Annotated in this window: 15 protein-coding genes; 3 read left to right on the top strand and 12 right to left on the bottom strand. The window is 38.4% G+C overall.

The features are described 5' to 3' along the window. Window positions 1–211: 211 nt before the first annotated feature. Window positions 212–721 (bottom strand): DUF3189 family protein, encoded by a 510-nt coding sequence (locus tag ACFX4W_RS11390; protein WP_043982658.1) that lies wholly within the window; start codon window positions 719–721, stop codon window positions 212–214. A 442-nt stretch (window positions 722–1,163) separates the two neighbouring features. Between ACFX4W_RS11390 and ACFX4W_RS11385 the strand changes: the two genes are divergently transcribed. Continuing rightward, window positions 1,164–1,769, top strand: coding sequence for an RraA family protein (locus ACFX4W_RS11385; protein WP_043982393.1), 606 nt, complete (start codon window positions 1,164–1,166; stop codon window positions 1,767–1,769). 22 nt (window positions 1,770–1,791) lie between these two features. Here ACFX4W_RS11385 and ACFX4W_RS11380 read toward each other — a convergent pair whose 3' ends face one another. The 5 genes from ACFX4W_RS11380 to proC all read right to left on the bottom strand — a co-directional run bounded on the left by ACFX4W_RS11380 (window position 1,792) and on the right by proC (window position 6,161). Then, window positions 1,792–2,154, bottom strand: a complete 363-nt coding sequence (locus tag ACFX4W_RS11380; protein WP_237074895.1) for a VOC family protein — start codon at window positions 2,152–2,154, stop codon at window positions 1,792–1,794. Window positions 2,155–2,191: 37 nt separating this feature from the next. Beyond that, a complete protein-coding gene (locus ACFX4W_RS11375) occupies window positions 2,192–2,389 on the bottom strand; it encodes a cold-shock protein (RefSeq protein ID WP_013056990.1) in 198 nt (65 codons plus the stop codon). A gap of 358 nt (window positions 2,390–2,747) precedes the next feature. Then, window positions 2,748–4,010, bottom strand: coding sequence for a glutamate-5-semialdehyde dehydrogenase (locus ACFX4W_RS11370; protein ID WP_043982391.1), 1,263 nt, complete (start codon window positions 4,008–4,010; stop codon window positions 2,748–2,750). A 114-nt stretch (window positions 4,011–4,124) separates the two neighbouring features. After that, on the bottom strand, window positions 4,125–5,231 hold the full coding sequence (proB, locus tag ACFX4W_RS11365; RefSeq protein ID WP_043982390.1) for a glutamate 5-kinase: 1,107 nt from the start codon (window positions 5,229–5,231) through the stop codon (window positions 4,125–4,127). Window positions 5,232–5,318: 87 nt separating this feature from the next. Next, window positions 5,319–6,161, bottom strand: a complete 843-nt coding sequence (gene proC, locus ACFX4W_RS11360) for a pyrroline-5-carboxylate reductase (protein ID WP_013056987.1) — start codon at window positions 6,159–6,161, stop codon at window positions 5,319–5,321. A gap of 451 nt (window positions 6,162–6,612) precedes the next feature. On the opposite strand from proC, the gene ACFX4W_RS11355 reads away from it, so the two are divergent. Further along, window positions 6,613–10,173 (top strand): CheR family methyltransferase, encoded by a 3,561-nt coding sequence (locus ACFX4W_RS11355; protein ID WP_162214219.1) that lies wholly within the window; start codon window positions 6,613–6,615, stop codon window positions 10,171–10,173. On the opposite strand, the gene ACFX4W_RS11350 is transcribed toward ACFX4W_RS11355, so the two are convergent. Genes ACFX4W_RS11350 through ACFX4W_RS11340 form a run of 3 tightly spaced genes read right to left on the bottom strand, consistent with a single transcriptional unit; the run spans window position 10,170 to window position 14,022 of the window. Then, entirely contained in the window at window positions 10,170–10,790 is a 621-nt protein-coding gene (locus tag ACFX4W_RS11350) for a hypothetical protein (RefSeq protein WP_377559388.1), read from the bottom strand. The two genes, ACFX4W_RS11355 and ACFX4W_RS11350, sit on opposite strands and share 4 nt — an antisense overlap. Then, the gene (locus tag ACFX4W_RS11345) at window positions 10,787–11,464 is read right to left on the bottom strand and encodes a cobalamin B12-binding domain-containing protein (protein ID WP_377560529.1); all 678 of its coding nucleotides are present in this window, start codon (window positions 11,462–11,464) and stop codon (window positions 10,787–10,789) included. Before ACFX4W_RS11345 ends, ACFX4W_RS11350 begins: the two co-directional genes overlap by 4 nt. A 23-nt stretch (window positions 11,465–11,487) precedes the next feature. After that, a complete protein-coding gene (locus ACFX4W_RS11340) occupies window positions 11,488–14,022 on the bottom strand; it encodes an AAA domain-containing protein (RefSeq protein WP_377559387.1) in 2,535 nt (844 codons plus the stop codon). Between the two features lie 301 nt (window positions 14,023–14,323). Here ACFX4W_RS11340 and ACFX4W_RS11335 point away from each other — a divergent pair, with 301 nt between their 5' ends. Further along, the gene (locus ACFX4W_RS11335) at window positions 14,324–15,346 is read left to right on the top strand and encodes a LysM peptidoglycan-binding and 3D domain-containing protein (RefSeq protein ID WP_097823457.1); all 1,023 of its coding nucleotides are present in this window, start codon (window positions 14,324–14,326) and stop codon (window positions 15,344–15,346) included. 20 nt (window positions 15,347–15,366) lie between these two features. On the opposite strand, the gene ACFX4W_RS11330 is transcribed toward ACFX4W_RS11335, so the two are convergent. From ACFX4W_RS11330 to ACFX4W_RS11320, 3 genes are all read right to left on the bottom strand, one after another. Then, complete coding sequence (locus ACFX4W_RS11330; protein ID WP_043982383.1) at window positions 15,367–15,843, bottom strand: GNAT family N-acetyltransferase; 477 nt, start codon at window positions 15,841–15,843, stop codon at window positions 15,367–15,369. Window positions 15,844–15,845: 2 nt separating this feature from the next. After that, complete coding sequence (locus ACFX4W_RS11325) at window positions 15,846–16,052, bottom strand: zinc ribbon domain-containing protein (protein ID WP_043982381.1); 207 nt, start codon at window positions 16,050–16,052, stop codon at window positions 15,846–15,848. 177 nt (window positions 16,053–16,229) lie between these two features. After that, window positions 16,230–17,051, bottom strand: coding sequence for an MBL fold metallo-hydrolase (locus ACFX4W_RS11320; protein ID WP_377559384.1), 822 nt, complete (start codon window positions 17,049–17,051; stop codon window positions 16,230–16,232). Window positions 17,052–17,288: the final 237 nt, after the last annotated feature.

The raw sequence follows: 17,288 nt of genomic DNA, 5'->3' as shown, positions 1-17,288 counted from the left end.
TTTTTTCATATATGATTTCCATATATGTTCCTACGTTTCATCATACCAAAAGGTTTCACTTTTTTATATAAAAATGCATCAAGCTCCATCAAATGTTCACAGGATTAAACATTTGCACGTATTTCGTGCTTATATAACATCAGTTAAGTATAAATCAAAGGCATTCATAAAACTAACAAAGGTCCTTCATCTTTATTATATATAGCTTATTTTACACTTCGCCGAAAACATTATCTAAAATTTCTATTTTTGAGGTAGTGACTTTTGCAGAATTCTTTGTTTGCTCCACTAATTTAATAATGTCTTTATGGGCCTGCTTAGCACCTATTATTAATAAAGGAACACCTATTACATTAATCTTTAACCTTCTTGAAAACAAACCTCCTAGTGTCATAGATAAGGGTACGGTGGGAGATGTATTGGAAAAAAGTATTTTCGTTTGTAATTCTCCTTTTTTATTTAGCAAATTGGCTAACTCATACATAGCAGGAACTACTACTTTTGAAGACCCTCTCCCTAATGTATATACTTCATTTTTTTCTTCATCATATCCATGAAAAATTAACTTCCCCATATCCTTAGAAGTCAATTTATTAAAAACATCAATATTTAATATTTCTTTATCAGTTGGTTCTCTATTAGCAGGGAGCTTTTTCAGATGGTAAGCAGCTGCCAATGCTGATGAATGTGTGCCTCCGTAGCAGTTATAAATATAAATCATCTTGTCATCTCCTAAATAACTAACTCTCCTTTCATTATGATCAAAATTTCTCTGCTCCATTCTTAGATTTCCCAGAAGAAATTCTGTTCTTTCCCTATTAAAACCCGTACAAAAAACATCCTGGAATACAATTGTTACACTCCATTCTTTACGTCCCACAACTACTTCCCTCTTGATTGAAGTTTAAAAAGATTCAAGAAATTCTTGGTAATAGAGACATTCAAACAGTAACAATAAAGGATCTATATACTTATATGACGAATAACATACAGGAAAAAGATTTAGTGAATGGATGAAATTTGTCTCTGAAAGCTTCTAACATTGCACGTTTGTAGTTAATTCGTCTTCAATACTTCATATTATATACTTGCCCTTTCATAAATAAGAGCTTTCTCTTATATGAATATGTATAGATAGACTAAAGTTAAAAAGGAGAGATACGATGTTGAATGAACAGTTCCCATTATCAACAGCAAATTTATCAGATGCAATGGAAGGTGCAAATCACTTAGACTTTTCTATTAAGCCGTTGCAGCGTCATTACAAACTATTTGGACCGGCTCTTACTGTAGATACGCCTGCTGGTAATAATTACTCAGTGCTTGAAGCGATTCGATTAGCGGAGCCCGGAAGCGTGCTCGTCATTGATGGAAAAAGCTACTGTAACCGTGCCTTAGCAGGAGATTTCGTAGTAGCCATGGCGAAGCTTGTTGGAATAAGCGGTATTGTGCTAGATGGTGTTATACGAGATCAAGAAGATATTGAAAAACTCAATTTCCCCGTATTTTGTAAGGGCTCTACGATCGCAGCAAGCAGCAAAAAAGATAAAGGAATAGTAAATGAAACCATTTCCTGCGGGGGCGTAAAAATTCATCCTGGCGATTTTATTGCAGGTGACGACGGTGGAGTCATTGTCATTCCCAAAGAGGAAGCCGAAGAAGTATTAGCAAAAGCGCGGGAAAAGTGGCAAAAAGATAAAGACAGAGAAAATGAAGTATTAGTTAGCAAAGAAACGGTATATACGTATTTAGATAACGCCCTAAAATAAAAGACCTCCGCTTGGAGGTCTTTTATTTGTCATATTGTAAAAATTCTAATCGATTTCCGAACGGGTCGTGAACAAAAAAACGCTCTCTCCCTGCAATAGGCTCTTCTTCAGAAAGAACGCAGCCTCCGTGTACCAACTTACGTCTAAGCGTCTTGATATCTTCCACGACAAAAGCTGGATGCGCTTTTTTAGCAGGTATGTAGTCTTCTTGAATACTGATATGCACTTCTTGAGTCCCACATTGAAACCATATGCCGCCTCTGTGCCTTAAATTTTCCGGTTTAAGAACAGTTTTCATTCCTAAAAGATTTTCATAAAAATTTCTTGCTTCTTGCTCGCATCCTTCTGGACCAAGAAGCTGAACATGATCAATTCCTAGAAACATCCACAAACCCCTTTCAAAAACGTCTTCCTAAAAGTTATTAATCAATGACTCTAGGATTATGAATAACCTGCAGTTCTTTTACAGCTTGCTTCATTTCGCTTTTGCAAATTGGACAAGTTGGCTGATCTCCGCTTTTAAAGTTATCTCGAACCCAGCAATTACACGTATCTGATGTACATTCCCAAACTTTTGTTTCTTCAATAACAGCCGGCTCTAAATTTTTACGATTATACATACACATCGTCTCCTTTAAACAGTACTTTTTAAGTGGATAATAAATGAAGATTAACTTAGCGTGTAAATGTGGTAAATGGTGCAAGATAAAGTGATACTATACATCCGTAAATCAATCTTTGAGGAATACATACGGCGTCTTGAAAGACTAAATTAAAAATGAAGTTATAACAAAGCAGATAGCAGTTGCTTTTCTTAAAACAACGGGATAGTCTGAAAAGAACAAAAATGAAGATCACAAAAATTATATATTTTACTATTATAACAGAGTTTATAATTTTTTACAAATCAGCTTCCATTTACTTGTTTTGCTTTTCATAAAAAAAAGCGAGCACATGATTAGGCTCGCTTTTCATTTCTTATCGAGTTTGTCCGTTTCCACTCATAATATATTTAATTGTCGTAAGCGCAGGAAGTCCCATTGGACCGCGTGCATGAAGCTTTTGAGTTGAGATTCCAATTTCAGCTCCAAATCCTAAAGCTCCTCCGTCAGTAAAACGCGTAGATGCATTATGATACAGTGCGGCTGCATCCACTAAAGACATGAAGCGTGAAACGGCTTGTTCATCTTCTGAAATGATCGCTTCAGAGTGTTTTGTTCCATATGTTTCGATGTGATCAATCGCTTCATCCACACTCTCTACTACTTTCATCGCGATCGCTAAGCGCAAATACTCTTCAGCCCAGTCTTTTTCAGCCGCTGGTTTTGCTCCAGGAATTTCACCTACTGTCGCTTTGTCACCATATACTTCAATATTATGATCGTTGAATGCTTGAATCAATTCATCTTTATGAGAATCGAGCCAGTTCTTGTGTACAAGAACCGTTTCTGCTGCGTTACACACCGCTGGTCGATCTGTTTTTGCATTAATCAAAATTGGAATGGCCTTCTTAACGTCAGCTTGTTCATCGATGTAAATATGACAGTTTCCAACTCCCGTTTCTAACACGGGAACCGTTGCGTTATTGACGACCGCTTGAATCAATGAGGCCCCTCCGCGTGGAATTAGCACGTCAATATGTTCTTTCATTGTAAATAATTCTTGCGTAGCCGCACGATCTGTACTTGAAATAAACTGTACCGCTTCTTTAGGGATTGGCGTTTCATCAAGAGCTTTATGAATAATGTCCACGATAGCTTGGTTAGATGAAATAGCTGAAGAACCGCCTTTTAACACAATGGCATTTCCAGATTTCAACGCTAGCCCTGTTGCATCTACCGTTACGTTTGGACGTGCTTCATAAATCATTCCGATAACGCCAAGAGGCACGCGTACTTGCTTTACATCTAGACCGTTATCCAATGTCCAGCTTGATAAAATATCTCCTGTTGGATCATCTAACTCAGCAACTTCACGAAGGCCGTTGGCAAATTCTTTTACACGTTCCGCTGAAAGAGCAAGGCGGTCCATCAGTGCTTCATCAAAACCTTTTTCTTTCCCGTTTTTTAAGTCTACTTCATTTGCTTTTAAAATATACTCCGTGTTGCTTTCAAGTGTAGAAGCAATCGTTAACAGTGCATCATTTTTTTGTTCTGTTGTCAGTAAACTTAATTGCTTAGCTGCTTTTTTTGCTGAAATAGCTTGTTCTTCTACTGAATACTTTTCATTTGTTTGTAACACCAAATCACTCCTGGATTCGTTTTAGTTTTGTTTGATTTTAAAGTGTGAGGCATAAGAGGTAAATGCAATCATGCAAAGAAAAGGAAGGGCTCCTTTTCTTTACAGCATGTTTGCTTACAAACCGACTGGTACTGGAATTTCTAAGTGACACACCAGACCTTCGCTGTCTACAATCGGTTGATCAATTGGCTCATTCATTGCAAGTTCATCAGATGAATAATTTGTCACACCAAGAGCCAGCTCATTTTCGTCTTTATCTAGAATACGTACAACTGCTCGTTCACTAAAGTGGCCTTTAATATATTTAACGTGCTCGCGAAGTAAAGGCTCTTTATCTTCAATAATTGCACGTTTCGCGGCATCTTCGACTACTATTTCCCCTTCAGGACCAGAGTTAAACGCAATCCACTGCTTTTTCCGATTAAGGTTCGCAGAATCATCTTCAGATTCAAAATACGTTCCTGTTGCATCTCCGTCAACCGCTTGTGTTAAGATGTTTGGCACGCCGGCTCTTCCTAAAAATGCTGGAATTCCTGACGCCATAGCGATTTTGAACGCGTCAATTTTCGAGCGCATACCGCCTGTTCCAACTGAACTTCCTGAATCTCCTGCAGATTCTTCGATTTCTTGCGTGATTTCCCCTACGTGAGGAACTAATTTTGCATTTGGATCCTGGCGAGGGTCCGCGCTGTATAAGCCATCGATATCCGATAAAATAATAAGCAGGTCGGAATCCACTAGTCCAGCAACTTTAGCTGAAAGTGTATCATTATCGCCAAATTTTAATCGATTGATGGTTACCGTATCGTTTTCATTGACAATTGGCACAATGCCGCGTTCTAACAGAACGTTAATTGTATTTCGTGCATTGTTGTAACGATTTTCGTCTGAAAAATCGTCTCTCGTAATTAAGATTTGAGAAGCAACGTATCCATGGGATAGAAACAGTTCTGAGTAAGCCTCCATTAACAGTCCTTGACCGATTGAGGCAGCTGCTTGTTTTTCAGGTAAAGAGCTAGGTCGCTCTAAGCAGCCAAGCTTGCGGTACCCTGCAGCTACAGCTCCTGATGAAACTAATAGCACTTCATGACCGCTATCTTTTAAGTCTACGACTTGGTCCACAAGGCGCTCGAGCTTCCTTCTGCTGATTTCACCGTGTGAACTTGTTAATGAACTACTTCCAATTTTAATTACAACCCGCTTCTTATTGTCGGGACTCATCAAATCACTCCTAGTGTGTTCTGTATGTTTTCTTGTTTATGATTATTTTTTTGTGGTGAGGAATTCACGAAGAAGATAAGTGACGAATTAATTAGTACTTGCCACTTTTTGTAGTTGAGCACTCATTTCTTTTGAACGCTTTGATGCTCCTTTGACTGCTTGCATCATTGCTTCTCCGCCGCCGTGTTTAGCTAAGGCGTCTAAACCAGCTGCTGTTGTACCGTTTGGAGACGTCACATTTTCACGAAGCTCCGTCGGCGTTTCATCTCTTTCCATCATCATTCTTGCTGCACCGTAAATGGTTTGGGCGCCAATTTCACGTGCTAGCTCAGGATCGAGACCTTCTTCTTTAGCTGCTTTTTCGATATGCTCCATAAGGAAATAAAAATAAGCGGGTCCACTTCCGGCAATTCCTGTGAAAATGTCCATTTGCGGTTCATCAATCACGTATACTTTTCCGATTGCAGAAAGCAGCTCTTTTGCTGTTAGCACAGCATCCATTGCAGCATATTGACCTGGAGATATAGCCGTTGCTGATTGTTGAATCATACTTGATGTATTCGGCATCACTCGGATGACCTGCTGTTCATCATGCAGTAACTCTTCCATGTATGAAGACGAAATCCCTGCAAGAACAGATAGGACAAGCTGGTCTTTGTTGATCTGAGGCTTTAATTCGTTTAATGCCTCTTCAGCGCCTTTTGGCTTCATCGCTAGAATAAAAACGTCGATGTCATCTGTTTTCAGCTCGCTGCGCTTTACTGCTGTGATACCATATCTATTTTCAAGTTCGTGCAGTCGCGCATCATTGCTTCGATTTGTTACGATAATATTTTCAGCAGGTAATTTCTTTGCATTGACCATACCAGAAATCATCGCTTCGGCCATTGATCCAGCACCTAAAAAAGCAACTTTTTGTTTTTGATCCATCAAATCTCCCCTGTCATTTGTTCGTATTTTTGTTCTCGTTTCTTTCAACGGTTCCTATAGTAACATGCTGAAAAAGAGTGTCAAGTTGAATTCAACCGTTTTTTTCCTCCTTGAGCGTATAACCTTATGCACATGTAAGCGCAAACAAAACTTTTTTAAATATTTTTTTCTGCAAAAAAAACCGATTTTTTTTATAAAAATACGTTTATATAAAGAAAATCGGGGCATATTATATAGTTTGGACTTTAAAATTTTTTTGCAAAAAATAGAGGAATTTTGAAAACGTTATTTGAACAATATAATAGGTTTGCTAAAATGAACCTATGTACCAGCATCTTGGTTTTTTTAAAAAAATTTACTTTTGATATAAACCACGATGTGCTGTCGACATTAAAATAAACAAAACGACATACAATCTAGGAAGTGTCTAAACATTATTGGAGGTTCTATTATGAGGAACAACTCGTTTTCTACAGTTCCATCGTCTTCAGAAGGAATAGAGAAACAGGATTTACACGTTGTGGGAATTGGCGCTTCTGCCGGAGGATTAGAAGCTATTGAGCAGTTTTTCGCTAATATGCCTTCACCAAATGGAATGGCGTTTATTATTGTGCAGCACCTTTCCTCTAAATATAAAAGTTTTATGCCAGAACTTTTAGCAAAAAAAACAGGAATGAATATCAAACTGACACAAGACGGGATGACTTTACAAGAAGATACAATTTATTTAAATCCTCCCCATCATTATGTGACCGTTGTGGATCATACTCTTCGCCTTCGTCCCTATGAAGAAAATGATCAGGTAAAGTATCCGATTGACGCCTTTTTTCATTCTCTGGCCACTTCAAAAAAACACCGGTGCACAGCCATTATTTTATCGGGAAAAGGAAATGATGGAACAGGAGGAGCAAAAACGATACGAGAGTATGGCGGAACTGTACTTGTACAAGATGAAAGCACAGCAAAGTACAGGGATATGCCCCTAAGCGCTATTGATGCACACCTTGCTGATTATATTCTTTCTCCTGCTGATATGCCTGACCTTGTGCAAACGCATGTCAGCCAAACTGAATTTACATATAATGAAGAAACGCTGCAATACATTTATTCATTAATAAAGAAGAAAACAGGCATCGACTTCTCTATGTACAAAAAAAACACGGTGCTGCGACGACTTGAAAAGAGAATGGCTTTACTCGATCCGCCCTCTCAAACGATGGAAGAATACCGGGACTATTTATGTAAAGAAGCCGAAGAAATCGTCGAACTGCAGCGAGACTTGCTGATTGGAGTGACACAATTTCTTAGAGATAAAGAAGCATTCTCTATTATTGAAGAACAAGTCATTCCACAATTAGTTGAAAGAAAGATTCATAGTCAAGAAGATGAAATCCGCATCTGGGTAGCAGGTTGTTCTACTGGTCAAGAAGCATATACATTAGCTATTTTGCTTCATGACCATTTATCCACAATCAACCGTTATTTCGATGTCCGAATCTTTGCTACGGACATCGATCGTCATGCAATCAAAAGAGCTAGTCAAGGTATTTATGAAGAAGCGGAAGTTCATTCCTTCTCAGCAGCTCAGATTAATGAATATTTTGAGCAAACAAAACACGGGAGTTATCAAGTTAAAAAAACAATCCGCAAAATGATTGTTTTTGCCCCCCATAATATAGGAAAAGACTCGCCTTTTGTAAACGTTGATTTAATTAGCTGTCGAAATATGATGATTTACTTCCAAGCTGAACTGCAGCAGCGCATTCTGTCTCTTTTTCATTTCTCTTTGACAGAAGAAGGCGTACTTTTTTTAGGCCCTAGTGAAACAACGGGAAATTTGTCTGATTTGTTCCGCCCTATCAACAGTAAGTGGAAAATATTTAAGCGTTCCGGCCAGCCCAGCCGACAAATTACGGGAGCTTTTAACCTTTCAAAGTCCAACTCGCATGAAGGTGATTTTTCTAGCGTGCCGCTGCCAAGTCAGCTTTATAAGCCTCTTCCTTCGCTTAAATTAGATGAGATGTATCAGTCAATGATTGATCACTTTATGAGCCCTTGTCTTGTATTAAATGAATACAACGAAGTGATATTTTGTTCAAAAGAAGCGACTCAGCTTATTAACGTGCCTGTAGGGAAAATTAATTATACAATTTTCAAAATGGTTCCAGTTCACGTCTCTTTAGCCATTGGAGCAGCTATTAAACGCGTAAAAGAGCAAGGTATGAGCGTATGCTGTCAGCACATTGAGTTTGTCATAAACAACGTGCAGCGCCGTTTTAATATTACGATATCTGCCCTTCCAACAAATCACTCTCTTTACTTACTTATGTTTGATGAACAGACAGATGGTGCCATTATTGATAAGGAAAAGCCCATGTTTCTTAATCAAACCAGCTCGATTAGTGAGCTTGTAGTAGATTTAGAGCAAGAGCTTCATTACACACAGCAGCATTTGCAAACGACGATTGAAGAGCTAGAAACAGCAAATGAGGAGCTAAAGTCCACGAACGAAGAACTGATTGCTTCCAACGAAGAGCTGCAGTCCACAAATGAAGAACTGCAGTCTGTTAATGAAGAATTAATTAGTGTTAACAATCAGTACGAGCGAAAGATTGAAGAATTAACGGACTTAAATAACGATATTGATAATTTATTAATCAGTACAACTATTGCTACTATCTTTTTAGACGAGCAGCTGAATATTAAATTATTTACGCCGGAAACGAAAACAGTCATCAACGTTCTTCATCAAGATATTGGAAGACCTTTCTTTCATATTTCGCATAACTTTAGATATGACCATCTAATCGAGGACGCCATGCACGTTTTAAGAACAAATAACACCCTTCAAAAAGAAATTCAAAGCTACGATAACCAGTGGTACAGCATGAAAATGATGCCTTATCGTACAAATGAGAATTTAATTAACGGTGTAGTTATTACGTTTATCAATATTACAGAAATTAAACGGTCAAATGAAGAATTGGCTATTACATCGTTTGCAGTTGCTCACAGTCCTACGGGCATTTTTATTACCGATCATCAAGGTAAAATTAAGTACATTAATCAAAAGTTCATGGAACAAAAGCATGCGCCGCAGGAAGTATTTGGGCTACACCTCTATGACTTATATACAAAAAAGCTGGGGGTTAAAAGATTCCCTAAGATTTGGAACGAAGTATACAGAGGAGAAAAATGGAACGGAGAAATTTCCTACGTTCAAGAAGACGGAGAAACCGTTTGGGAACAGTTAGCCTTAATGCCTGTTAAAAATGATCAGGATGAAATCATCCATTACATTGGGTTAAGCGAAGACATTTCACAGCGCAAACAGTCGGAAATGATGCTCAAAAATTCAGAGATGCTGTCAGCACTTGGACAGCTGGCTGCTGGCATTGCCCATGAAATACGAAACCCTCTTACATCATTAAAGGGCTTTTTACAGCTTATGATGCAAGAAGAAACGTATAAAAAAGAATATATGGATGTCATGATGTCCGAGTTTAACCGCTTAGAACTGATCATTAGCGAACTGCTCATTCTAGCCAAACCCGAAGTCGTAAAATATGAAAATAAACAGATAAATTTAATTCTTCAAGACGTATGTACGCTGCTGCATACACAGGCCATTCTTAAAAACATTACTATTTCAACAGATTTTGAAGAAAAATTACCTGTTGTTCATTGTATTGAAAAAGATATGAAACAAGTATTTATCAACATGGTGAAAAATTCTATTGAAGCGATGGATGACCCCGGGTCTATTCTGGTGGTATCTAAATTTGATCCAGATACAAATCAAGTAGTCGTCCAAGTGATAGATGAAGGAAAAGGCATGCCGAAAGATCGATTAACACGAATTGGCGAGCCTTTCTATACAACAAAAGAAAAAGGAACAGGATTAGGATTGATGGTGAGTCACAAAATCATTAGTAATCATAAAGGAAGCATTTCGTATGATAGTGAAGAAGGAAAAGGAACAACCGTAGAAATCCGATTGCCGCTTTCTTAATGCACTTTGTTCTTCTGCCTTAAACATTCAAGCTCCTGATTAATTACATCTTGAATGTCAAACAAATGTGTAGAGACCAATTCAATATATTCTCCTTTTCCTGCTTCAATTACGTCGGAGCGGATAATACTTAGGAGGTCTTGAATGGTTAGCACATTTGTTTTCATTTCTCGAAAATGACGCTGAAGATCAACTAGATGCATTTTTTTCGCCGTTTCTACATCTGTTTCCCTGACTGAAATACCCTGGTTCACTTGTGGTAAGTCTTGCATAAGCATAGAGCGAAACTGCTGAAGAGTTGATTGGACACTCGTCATATGCTCGTGAATAGGATAGCAGAAAACAGCGTGCAGCGAATGATAGGCTTCAGGCTTAAAATGAAAATCAAAAAGAGCAACCGGGTTGGAAAACGTGCGCATATTTACTTCGATTTGCACTTCTTCCTTCCCCTGGAGTGCTCTTTTTACTTTTCCTTGGCTGTCTTCATCAACTAGATCTAAAAAGTTCTGAACAGGCGGGAAATTTTTCGTGACGCTTGGTGTAAATTCAATTATTTCGTTGTCTTTATTGAGTAAAAACATTGGAACGGGAATGTGTTGAATCGGCAAACTGATCATATTTCTTCCCCCATTGCTAACATTTTATCTTGCGTCGAACTTTCTTTATTGTTGATTAGAAGCCAGTCTTTAAAAGCTTGGATATGATTAATGAATATGGTTTTTGAAGATCCTGAAGCCGATAAATCATGCGTGTTGAGAAGCCAGCTGCCCACTAATACAAGAGGACTTTGCGGCATGTTTTCAATCTCAGCAATGTATTTTTGTAAATCAGGCAGCAAATGCACTTGTGAGACAGACAAGCACACTACATCAGGGTCCCATCTTTCAATGCTTTTTAGAGCAAACGGCAGCGGCAAGCTTGCTCCTAAGTTTTTAACTTTCCATCCCTGTTCTCTCATAAGTCCTGCAATCATTTTAATGCCTAAGTAATGCTCTTCTCCTTCAATGCAAAAAAGAAGTGCTCGATGGCGCTGAAGCAATTGATGCTGTGATAGCTGAAAGCGAGTTAACACATAGTCACAGGTTGCAGTAGCCAAATGCTCGTCCGCGACTGAAATTTTATTTTCTTGCCACCTTTTCCCTATCTCATACATCGCTTCTGTCAGAAACGTGTATACGTCAGTTGAAGAATGACCTTCTTCTATATATATAGCAATGAGCAGCCAGCTTTTTTGAACGTCTCCTTCTAGCAAACAATCAGCTAAGGCCGCTACATTACGAGAGTAAACGATAAGATCACGCCCTTTTCTTAAAGTTACAATAAATCTCTAGGCAAAACTTCCTTTTTGCACGATGGACAACATGCGTAGACACCTTTATTTTCATCATAATCTACGTTCATCGGCTGCTTGCATACTTTACATACAGCATGTACGTAGTTTAAATATTTTTCCACTAATAAACGTGTTGCCCCACTTGTTTTCCCGCAATAATAGCAAATAAACCTTACTTTTCCTTTTTTTGTTATCTCTACTTCTCGCATATGCTGACAAGATTCACAGCGATCCCAGCTGCGAAGATAATTGCTCAAAGAATATTGTGGTTTATTTGTTTCTATATACATTTTCGTTTCTTGATTTCTTGTTTTATCTTCGGTAAAGTCAATTGAGCGAATAAGCTGTTTAGCGCCTAGCTTTGATTCAATTCTAGCTGCCATAAACGCTTCATTCTTTCCGCCATAAGGCATATTAATCCATATAGTGGATTCATCGATGATAAGCAGTGACATCGGAATAGCAGATGAAATGATATGAGCATCGTCAATTCGAACTTCTGTTGGTTCACGAGTAAGAACGGTCACTTCACCTTTAAAAGAATTTAACACATCCCGTATTTCTTGAGGAACAAGGGAAGCATAAGGAATACACAATAAAATCTGCTGCCGAGCTTGATATAAGTCTTTTTTTAACTGATTGCTGTTCGATGGATGGTACCAAATCAATTTAGGATGCTGAATGACTTCTTTTAAAAATTGCTGAGGTTGGTATACTTTTTGATTTTCGTTAAAGTGGTTGACCAACTTCCATAACGCTCGCTCCTTTGGTACACGCTGCTGGGCAAACGACTCGTCTGAAAGCATAATAAATTTTCCTTTTGAACGCGTCACCGCCACATTTACCAATCGGTCGCTATTTTCATTTGTTAAAAGTAAACCCGGTTTTGATTGCGGCTTTGTATCGACCGTGTCAAAAATCATGATATCTCGTTCCGCGCCTTGAAATTTGTGTACGGTTGCTGCAATTATATCGCTAGCTGGTTCAATATCTTGAAGAAATGCATTAATCAATTTAGCTTGAGACTTATAAGGAGTCACATAGCCAAGAGTAGCCGAAGAAGCTTTGCGTGCCCGCAGCATCAAACTTACTGCCAAAACAGCCGTTATCACATTGTAGCGTGAGCCGGAAGCGGCATCTCGCATAGCGGAAGAATGCAAATGACCAATGTTAAGCATAAGCGCTGCTTCATGAGCAAACGGTCGGCTGCTTGCTACTACTTCTCGACTTGTTGTGACAGATGGATGATCTGCTACTCGGTTGCTGTAAATATAGCGATTTGTAAAAGCTGAAATATCTTTATGCATTCTTCTTTGCTTCGTCAACATAAAAAGATGCGGGTGTATCTCACCGCTTTCTACTTGCTCTACAAGACCCGTCTGCTCAAATAAATCTCGCTGCAGCCACTTCTTCACTTCAGCATGAGAAGATTGAGATACCGGGGGAAGCTGTTTAAAATCACCGCATACGACAATTCGTTTTCCTAACGTAGCTGCAAAAGCAATTTGCGGTGCATATGCCATGCTAATTTCGTCTACCACAACCATATCAAATTCACTTTGATAAAGTAATCGGTCAATAGCCGCCTTTGATAAAGTAGTGCCTACAATATACGCTTGGTCAAACACATTTTTCTCCGCTTCAATCCACTTGTTCCGAAGGGCGTTTAGCTTTTTGTTAACTTGCTGAAGCTGGTGAGCTCTATTGGGATACCTGCTTAAGTAAACTCGTTCTTCTTGTAAATCACGCATCTCCTGAGCTAAATCCGGGTCATCTTCTCCAATGACTTCTTCTACTTTTATATTTTCTAAGCCGCTGCTTTTTGTTGCTCCGTATCGAATGAGTTTTCCTTTTTTCCAAGCTTCTTTCTTTTTTAACTGACGTGCAGTTTCTTGCAGCAAACCGTCCACCGCTGCATTACTGTGAGATAATAAAAGGATCCGCTTTGATTTCCGGTAATAGCTTGCCGCGATTTTGGACAGCGTATATGTTTTTCCTGTTCCAGGAGGCCCCCAAATATAAGTAGTACGGTTATAACGCGCTCGCAGCAACACTTCATGAAGAGCGTTCTTAGACGTATACTCCTTATGACGAACAGGACTATCGCCTCTCATAAGACGTTTGATTCTCACTATTTTTTGCTTGTAATCTTTTGCTTCCGTGAGTCTATCAATGAGCACCTGCAATAACTCCCATGGTTCGTTATATATATCGAGTTCGTCTACTTCTTGTCCAATAAACGCATCTATTTTAAGGTACAGATCAAACCCTTCTGTTCCGATCACTTCTCCTTTACTTTCTTTATGCTGGTGGACAAGGCGTACTTGAGCTCCATCAAAAAGGTATAAATCGGCTGTGCGTTCAAACCGGTAAAGATACGCATCCTCCTGCTGCCCTAAGTACTCTCCTTTTCCTACCGTATACTTTTCTCCGCCGTGTTTCTTCATATAATTAATCTCAATTGAAAGTGCGCGCACCCATGCTTTTAAATATGAAGAGATAGAGCGTTTTTCCATAGATGTCTAACTCCCTTTTTATCCGTTCATTTCTAACTTGTCTATTCTATCATGTCATTTGAATATAGCATAGCTTCTTTCTTTTTCCTTTTTATAAAAGCAGAACACCTTTTTTACTATTCTATCTCTACAGACAAATTAAGACTTTTTTCATCATAATTGTAAAAAAACTGCGTTTTTTCTATCACTTTAGACGTATTGTTACAAACTTGTAATATAAAACCTACCATTTTGTCATGAGTTTGTTACATATTGTTGATAGAATAAGAGACAACTATTGGAAATAAAGGAGAAATATTAGATGAAAAAACACATTTTTACATTAGGGGCTACAGCTTTAGTATCAATTGGAATTGCAGACGCAGCATCAGCTGACACAGACACGCATAAAGTAAAAGCTGGAGAAACGTTATTCAGCATCTCACAGCAGCATAATGTCACAGTTGAAGACTTAAAAAAGTGGAATGGTCTTTCTTCGACATTAATTTATGCAAACCAAACATTACAAATTGGATCTACATCTACTGACTCTTCATCTAGTTCAACTCCAACTACGACATCTTCAAACCATACATATACAGTAAAATCAGGCGACACGCTTTATCGTATCGCTAAAAACAACGGTACTTCTGTACAGCAGCTAAAAGAGTGGAATAACTTATCTAGTCATTTAATTTATGTGAATCAAGTATTAAAAATAAGCGGAACAGGAACTGTTTCATCATCACCTTCAGCACCTGTACAAGAAAAAACAAACGAAACGCAAGCATCCCCGGCTCCTAGCAACAGTAAAAGTTACAAAGTTCAGCCTGGAGATACAATGTGGAGCGTAGCACAGCGACACGGCATTTCAATTTCTCAATTAAAACAGTGGAATAACTTATCGTCTAATACGATTTACATTAATCAAGTGTTACAAGTAGGCGGACAAGCTGCAGCTCAAGCAAAACCATCAACGCCAGCGACTACTGCTCCTTCAACACCGTCGACTTCAACGCCGGCACCTGCTCCAGTGCAAGAAAGCAAGTCGGTTTCGAAAGAGATTACGGTTGAAGCAACAGCTTATACCGCTTACTGTGCAGGCTGCAGCGGAATCACTGCTACAGGCATCGACCTAAGGTCAAATCCTAATCGAAAAGTAATTGCAGTTGATCCTCGCGTGATTCCATTAGGTTCTCGCGTATACGTAGAAGGTTACGGAGAAGCAATTGCTGGAGATACTGGCGGTGCCATTAAAGGTACTCGCGTTGATTTATTTATGGCATCTCAAAGCTCAGCTTTAAATTGGGGACGCAAAACGGTAAAACTTCAAATTTTAGATTAATCACTAAAAGCAGAAGCGTGTTAGTCGCTTCTGCTCTTTAATTTTTTTTCAAACATAATCATATCGATAGCTTGCAAGCCATTCTCGTAAATCGGTGGAACGTACTGCAAAAAGAAATTCTTTTTGACACCTCTTTGATAAAAGCCTGCCTTTTTATAAAATGCTATGTTTTCAAGGCTGGAGTCCGCTGTTCCTACAATCATTTTAGAATATTGGTTACGTTCATACAGTACTTCTAACTTTTTAATGACTTTGCTGCCGATTCCTTTTCCTCTGTATGCTTCTTTTAAACCGATATTCTTTACTTCTACTGCCCGTTCCTCTTCATCGATGAGGCACTGCACAACTCCTATCTCCTTCTTTTCATAGACAATGGTAAATAAGGAACCTTCATTTATATACGACTTCACCACTTTTTCGTCTTCATCCCCTATTAATAGCAGGTTCAAATAGGAAGCGCGTCTGTCTTTATCAATTTCAATAAGGTCGATACTCATCTTTATCCTCCAAAAAATAAGTCAATAATATTGCTGCCTCTTGAAGATGATTTATTATATAGCTCTGAATATCCGCAGTTCGTGCAATATACCACTGTAAAGTGATTGTGCTGAACGTCTAAGTATTTAGACAGTCCCGTTCCCGTTGTAGCAATTTCTTTTGTTTTTGCTTCTGTATGTCCGCATTTTACACAACCGTTTTTCCCCATTGTCATACTCCTTTATACATAAAATAATTTCTTATTTATATAAACGGTTAGAAAAGGAAAAAGTTTCATTTAATTGATAAATAAAGGAACTAAGGAAAACCACATTTTCCATTACCTAGAAATAGAAAATGTGGTTTCTTACTTTTAGTATTAACGGTATGACTATACAGTTGGTTTCTATGATAGGAGTTCTCTTTTCATAATTTCAACGTTTTTTTGATGACATTGTGCGGTGAAATCAGAGGGAAACGCCAGTTTATCATTTAGCTTATCGAGCGCTTCTTTACTGTTTTCTTTCACTGCCGCTTGCAGTTCATCTAAATAAGAGCTGGCCATCTCCACTCGTCTTTGAATTTCAGCTCGGTGATGTGTCGTTTTCCCGTGCCCGGGAACTAGCGTTAGATTTTGGTACTTAGCTAAAATGTGTCGCGCAATAGCAAGCGTGTCGCGGTAATCATTTACACTTTCATATATGTACGGATATTCAAAATCTGATAAATAATCCCCTGCAATCCATATCGAATCATCGACAATCATAAATAGGCCATCGGTTGTATGACCTTTTGCAAAATAACAGGTAATGGATGTTTCACCTAAAGTAATATGCTGTTCATTTTCGGTTACAACAATATCTAATTCTGGGAATATAATATCATGGGATCTTTTTATATAATAGTCATGATCAAACTGCTTAATCATTTGAACTTTTTCTTCTTTGTCCGGGTGTTGTTCTAAAAATTCGCTGCCGATAAAGGTGGCATTTAATTCTAAGAAAGCCCCATACCCAATGACGTGATCAAAATCTCCGTGAGTAAAAAACACATACAGTTTGCGGTGGTTTAAGATCCCTTGAACATGCTGTTTAATTTCATTAATTTCGTGAGGAAGCCACGTTGGATCAACAATAATGACACAGTCTTTTGTTTCAATGACTGCAGATGTTGTTTGAAATAGCGCGCTTTCAAAAACCGTCATTTGCTCCGTTTTATATTGAATCATGAGAACAGCTCCTTATTTTTTCTATCACCTTTATTATAGCGGAAATAGAAAGATAAGGGTGCGTATGACGGTTTATAAAACAAAACTATGCAAGATGTGATAAAATGCGGAACCAGCCAAACAATGAAATCCAAATAGGAATACTAAATAAGGTTCCCCAAAATAAACCTTTCAAAAAGTTACCTTGATTCATTCTGATATTCCTCACCTTCATCGTATGTTGGTTTTTAGTCTAGC

The organism is Priestia sp. YIM B13489 (genome assembly GCF_042787645.1).
Classification (GTDB): Bacteria; Bacillota; Bacilli; order Bacillales; family Bacillaceae_H; genus Priestia; species Priestia megaterium.
This window is presented reverse-complemented; position numbering and strand designations above follow the sequence as displayed.

What these genes read in the sequence shown, in the direction of transcription:
- proB (WP_043982390.1), bottom strand. Translation starts at nt 5,231, where the DNA reads ATGAGTCCCGACAATAAGAAGCGGGTTGTAATTAAAATTGGAAGTAGT.
- ACFX4W_RS11335 (WP_097823457.1), top strand. Translation starts at nt 14,324, where the DNA reads ATGAAAAAACACATTTTTACATTAGGGGCTACAGCTTTAGTATCAATT.
- ACFX4W_RS11380 (WP_237074895.1), bottom strand. Translation starts at nt 2,154, where the DNA reads ATGTTTCTAGGAATTGATCATGTTCAGCTTCTTGGTCCAGAAGGATGC.
- ACFX4W_RS11385 (WP_043982393.1), top strand. Translation starts at nt 1,164, where the DNA reads ATGTTGAATGAACAGTTCCCATTATCAACAGCAAATTTATCAGATGCA.
- proC (WP_013056987.1), bottom strand. Translation starts at nt 6,161, where the DNA reads ATGGATCAAAAACAAAAAGTTGCTTTTTTAGGTGCTGGATCAATGGCC.
- ACFX4W_RS11340 (WP_377559387.1), bottom strand. Translation starts at nt 14,022, where the DNA reads ATGGAAAAACGCTCTATCTCTTCATATTTAAAAGCATGGGTGCGCGCA.
- ACFX4W_RS11355 (WP_162214219.1), top strand. Translation starts at nt 6,613, where the DNA reads ATGAGGAACAACTCGTTTTCTACAGTTCCATCGTCTTCAGAAGGAATA.
- ACFX4W_RS11320 (WP_377559384.1), bottom strand. Translation starts at nt 17,051, where the DNA reads ATGATTCAATATAAAACGGAGCAAATGACGGTTTTTGAAAGCGCGCTA.
- ACFX4W_RS11390 (WP_043982658.1), bottom strand. Translation starts at nt 721, where the DNA reads ATGATTTATATTTATAACTGCTACGGAGGCACACATTCATCAGCATTG.
- ACFX4W_RS11350 (WP_377559388.1), bottom strand. Translation starts at nt 10,790, where the DNA reads ATGATCAGTTTGCCGATTCAACACATTCCCGTTCCAATGTTTTTACTC.
- ACFX4W_RS11325 (WP_043982381.1), bottom strand. Translation starts at nt 16,052, where the DNA reads ATGGGGAAAAACGGTTGTGTAAAATGCGGACATACAGAAGCAAAAACA.
- ACFX4W_RS11375 (WP_013056990.1), bottom strand. Translation starts at nt 2,389, where the DNA reads ATGTATAATCGTAAAAATTTAGAGCCGGCTGTTATTGAAGAAACAAAA.
- ACFX4W_RS11330 (WP_043982383.1), bottom strand. Translation starts at nt 15,843, where the DNA reads ATGAGTATCGACCTTATTGAAATTGATAAAGACAGACGCGCTTCCTAT.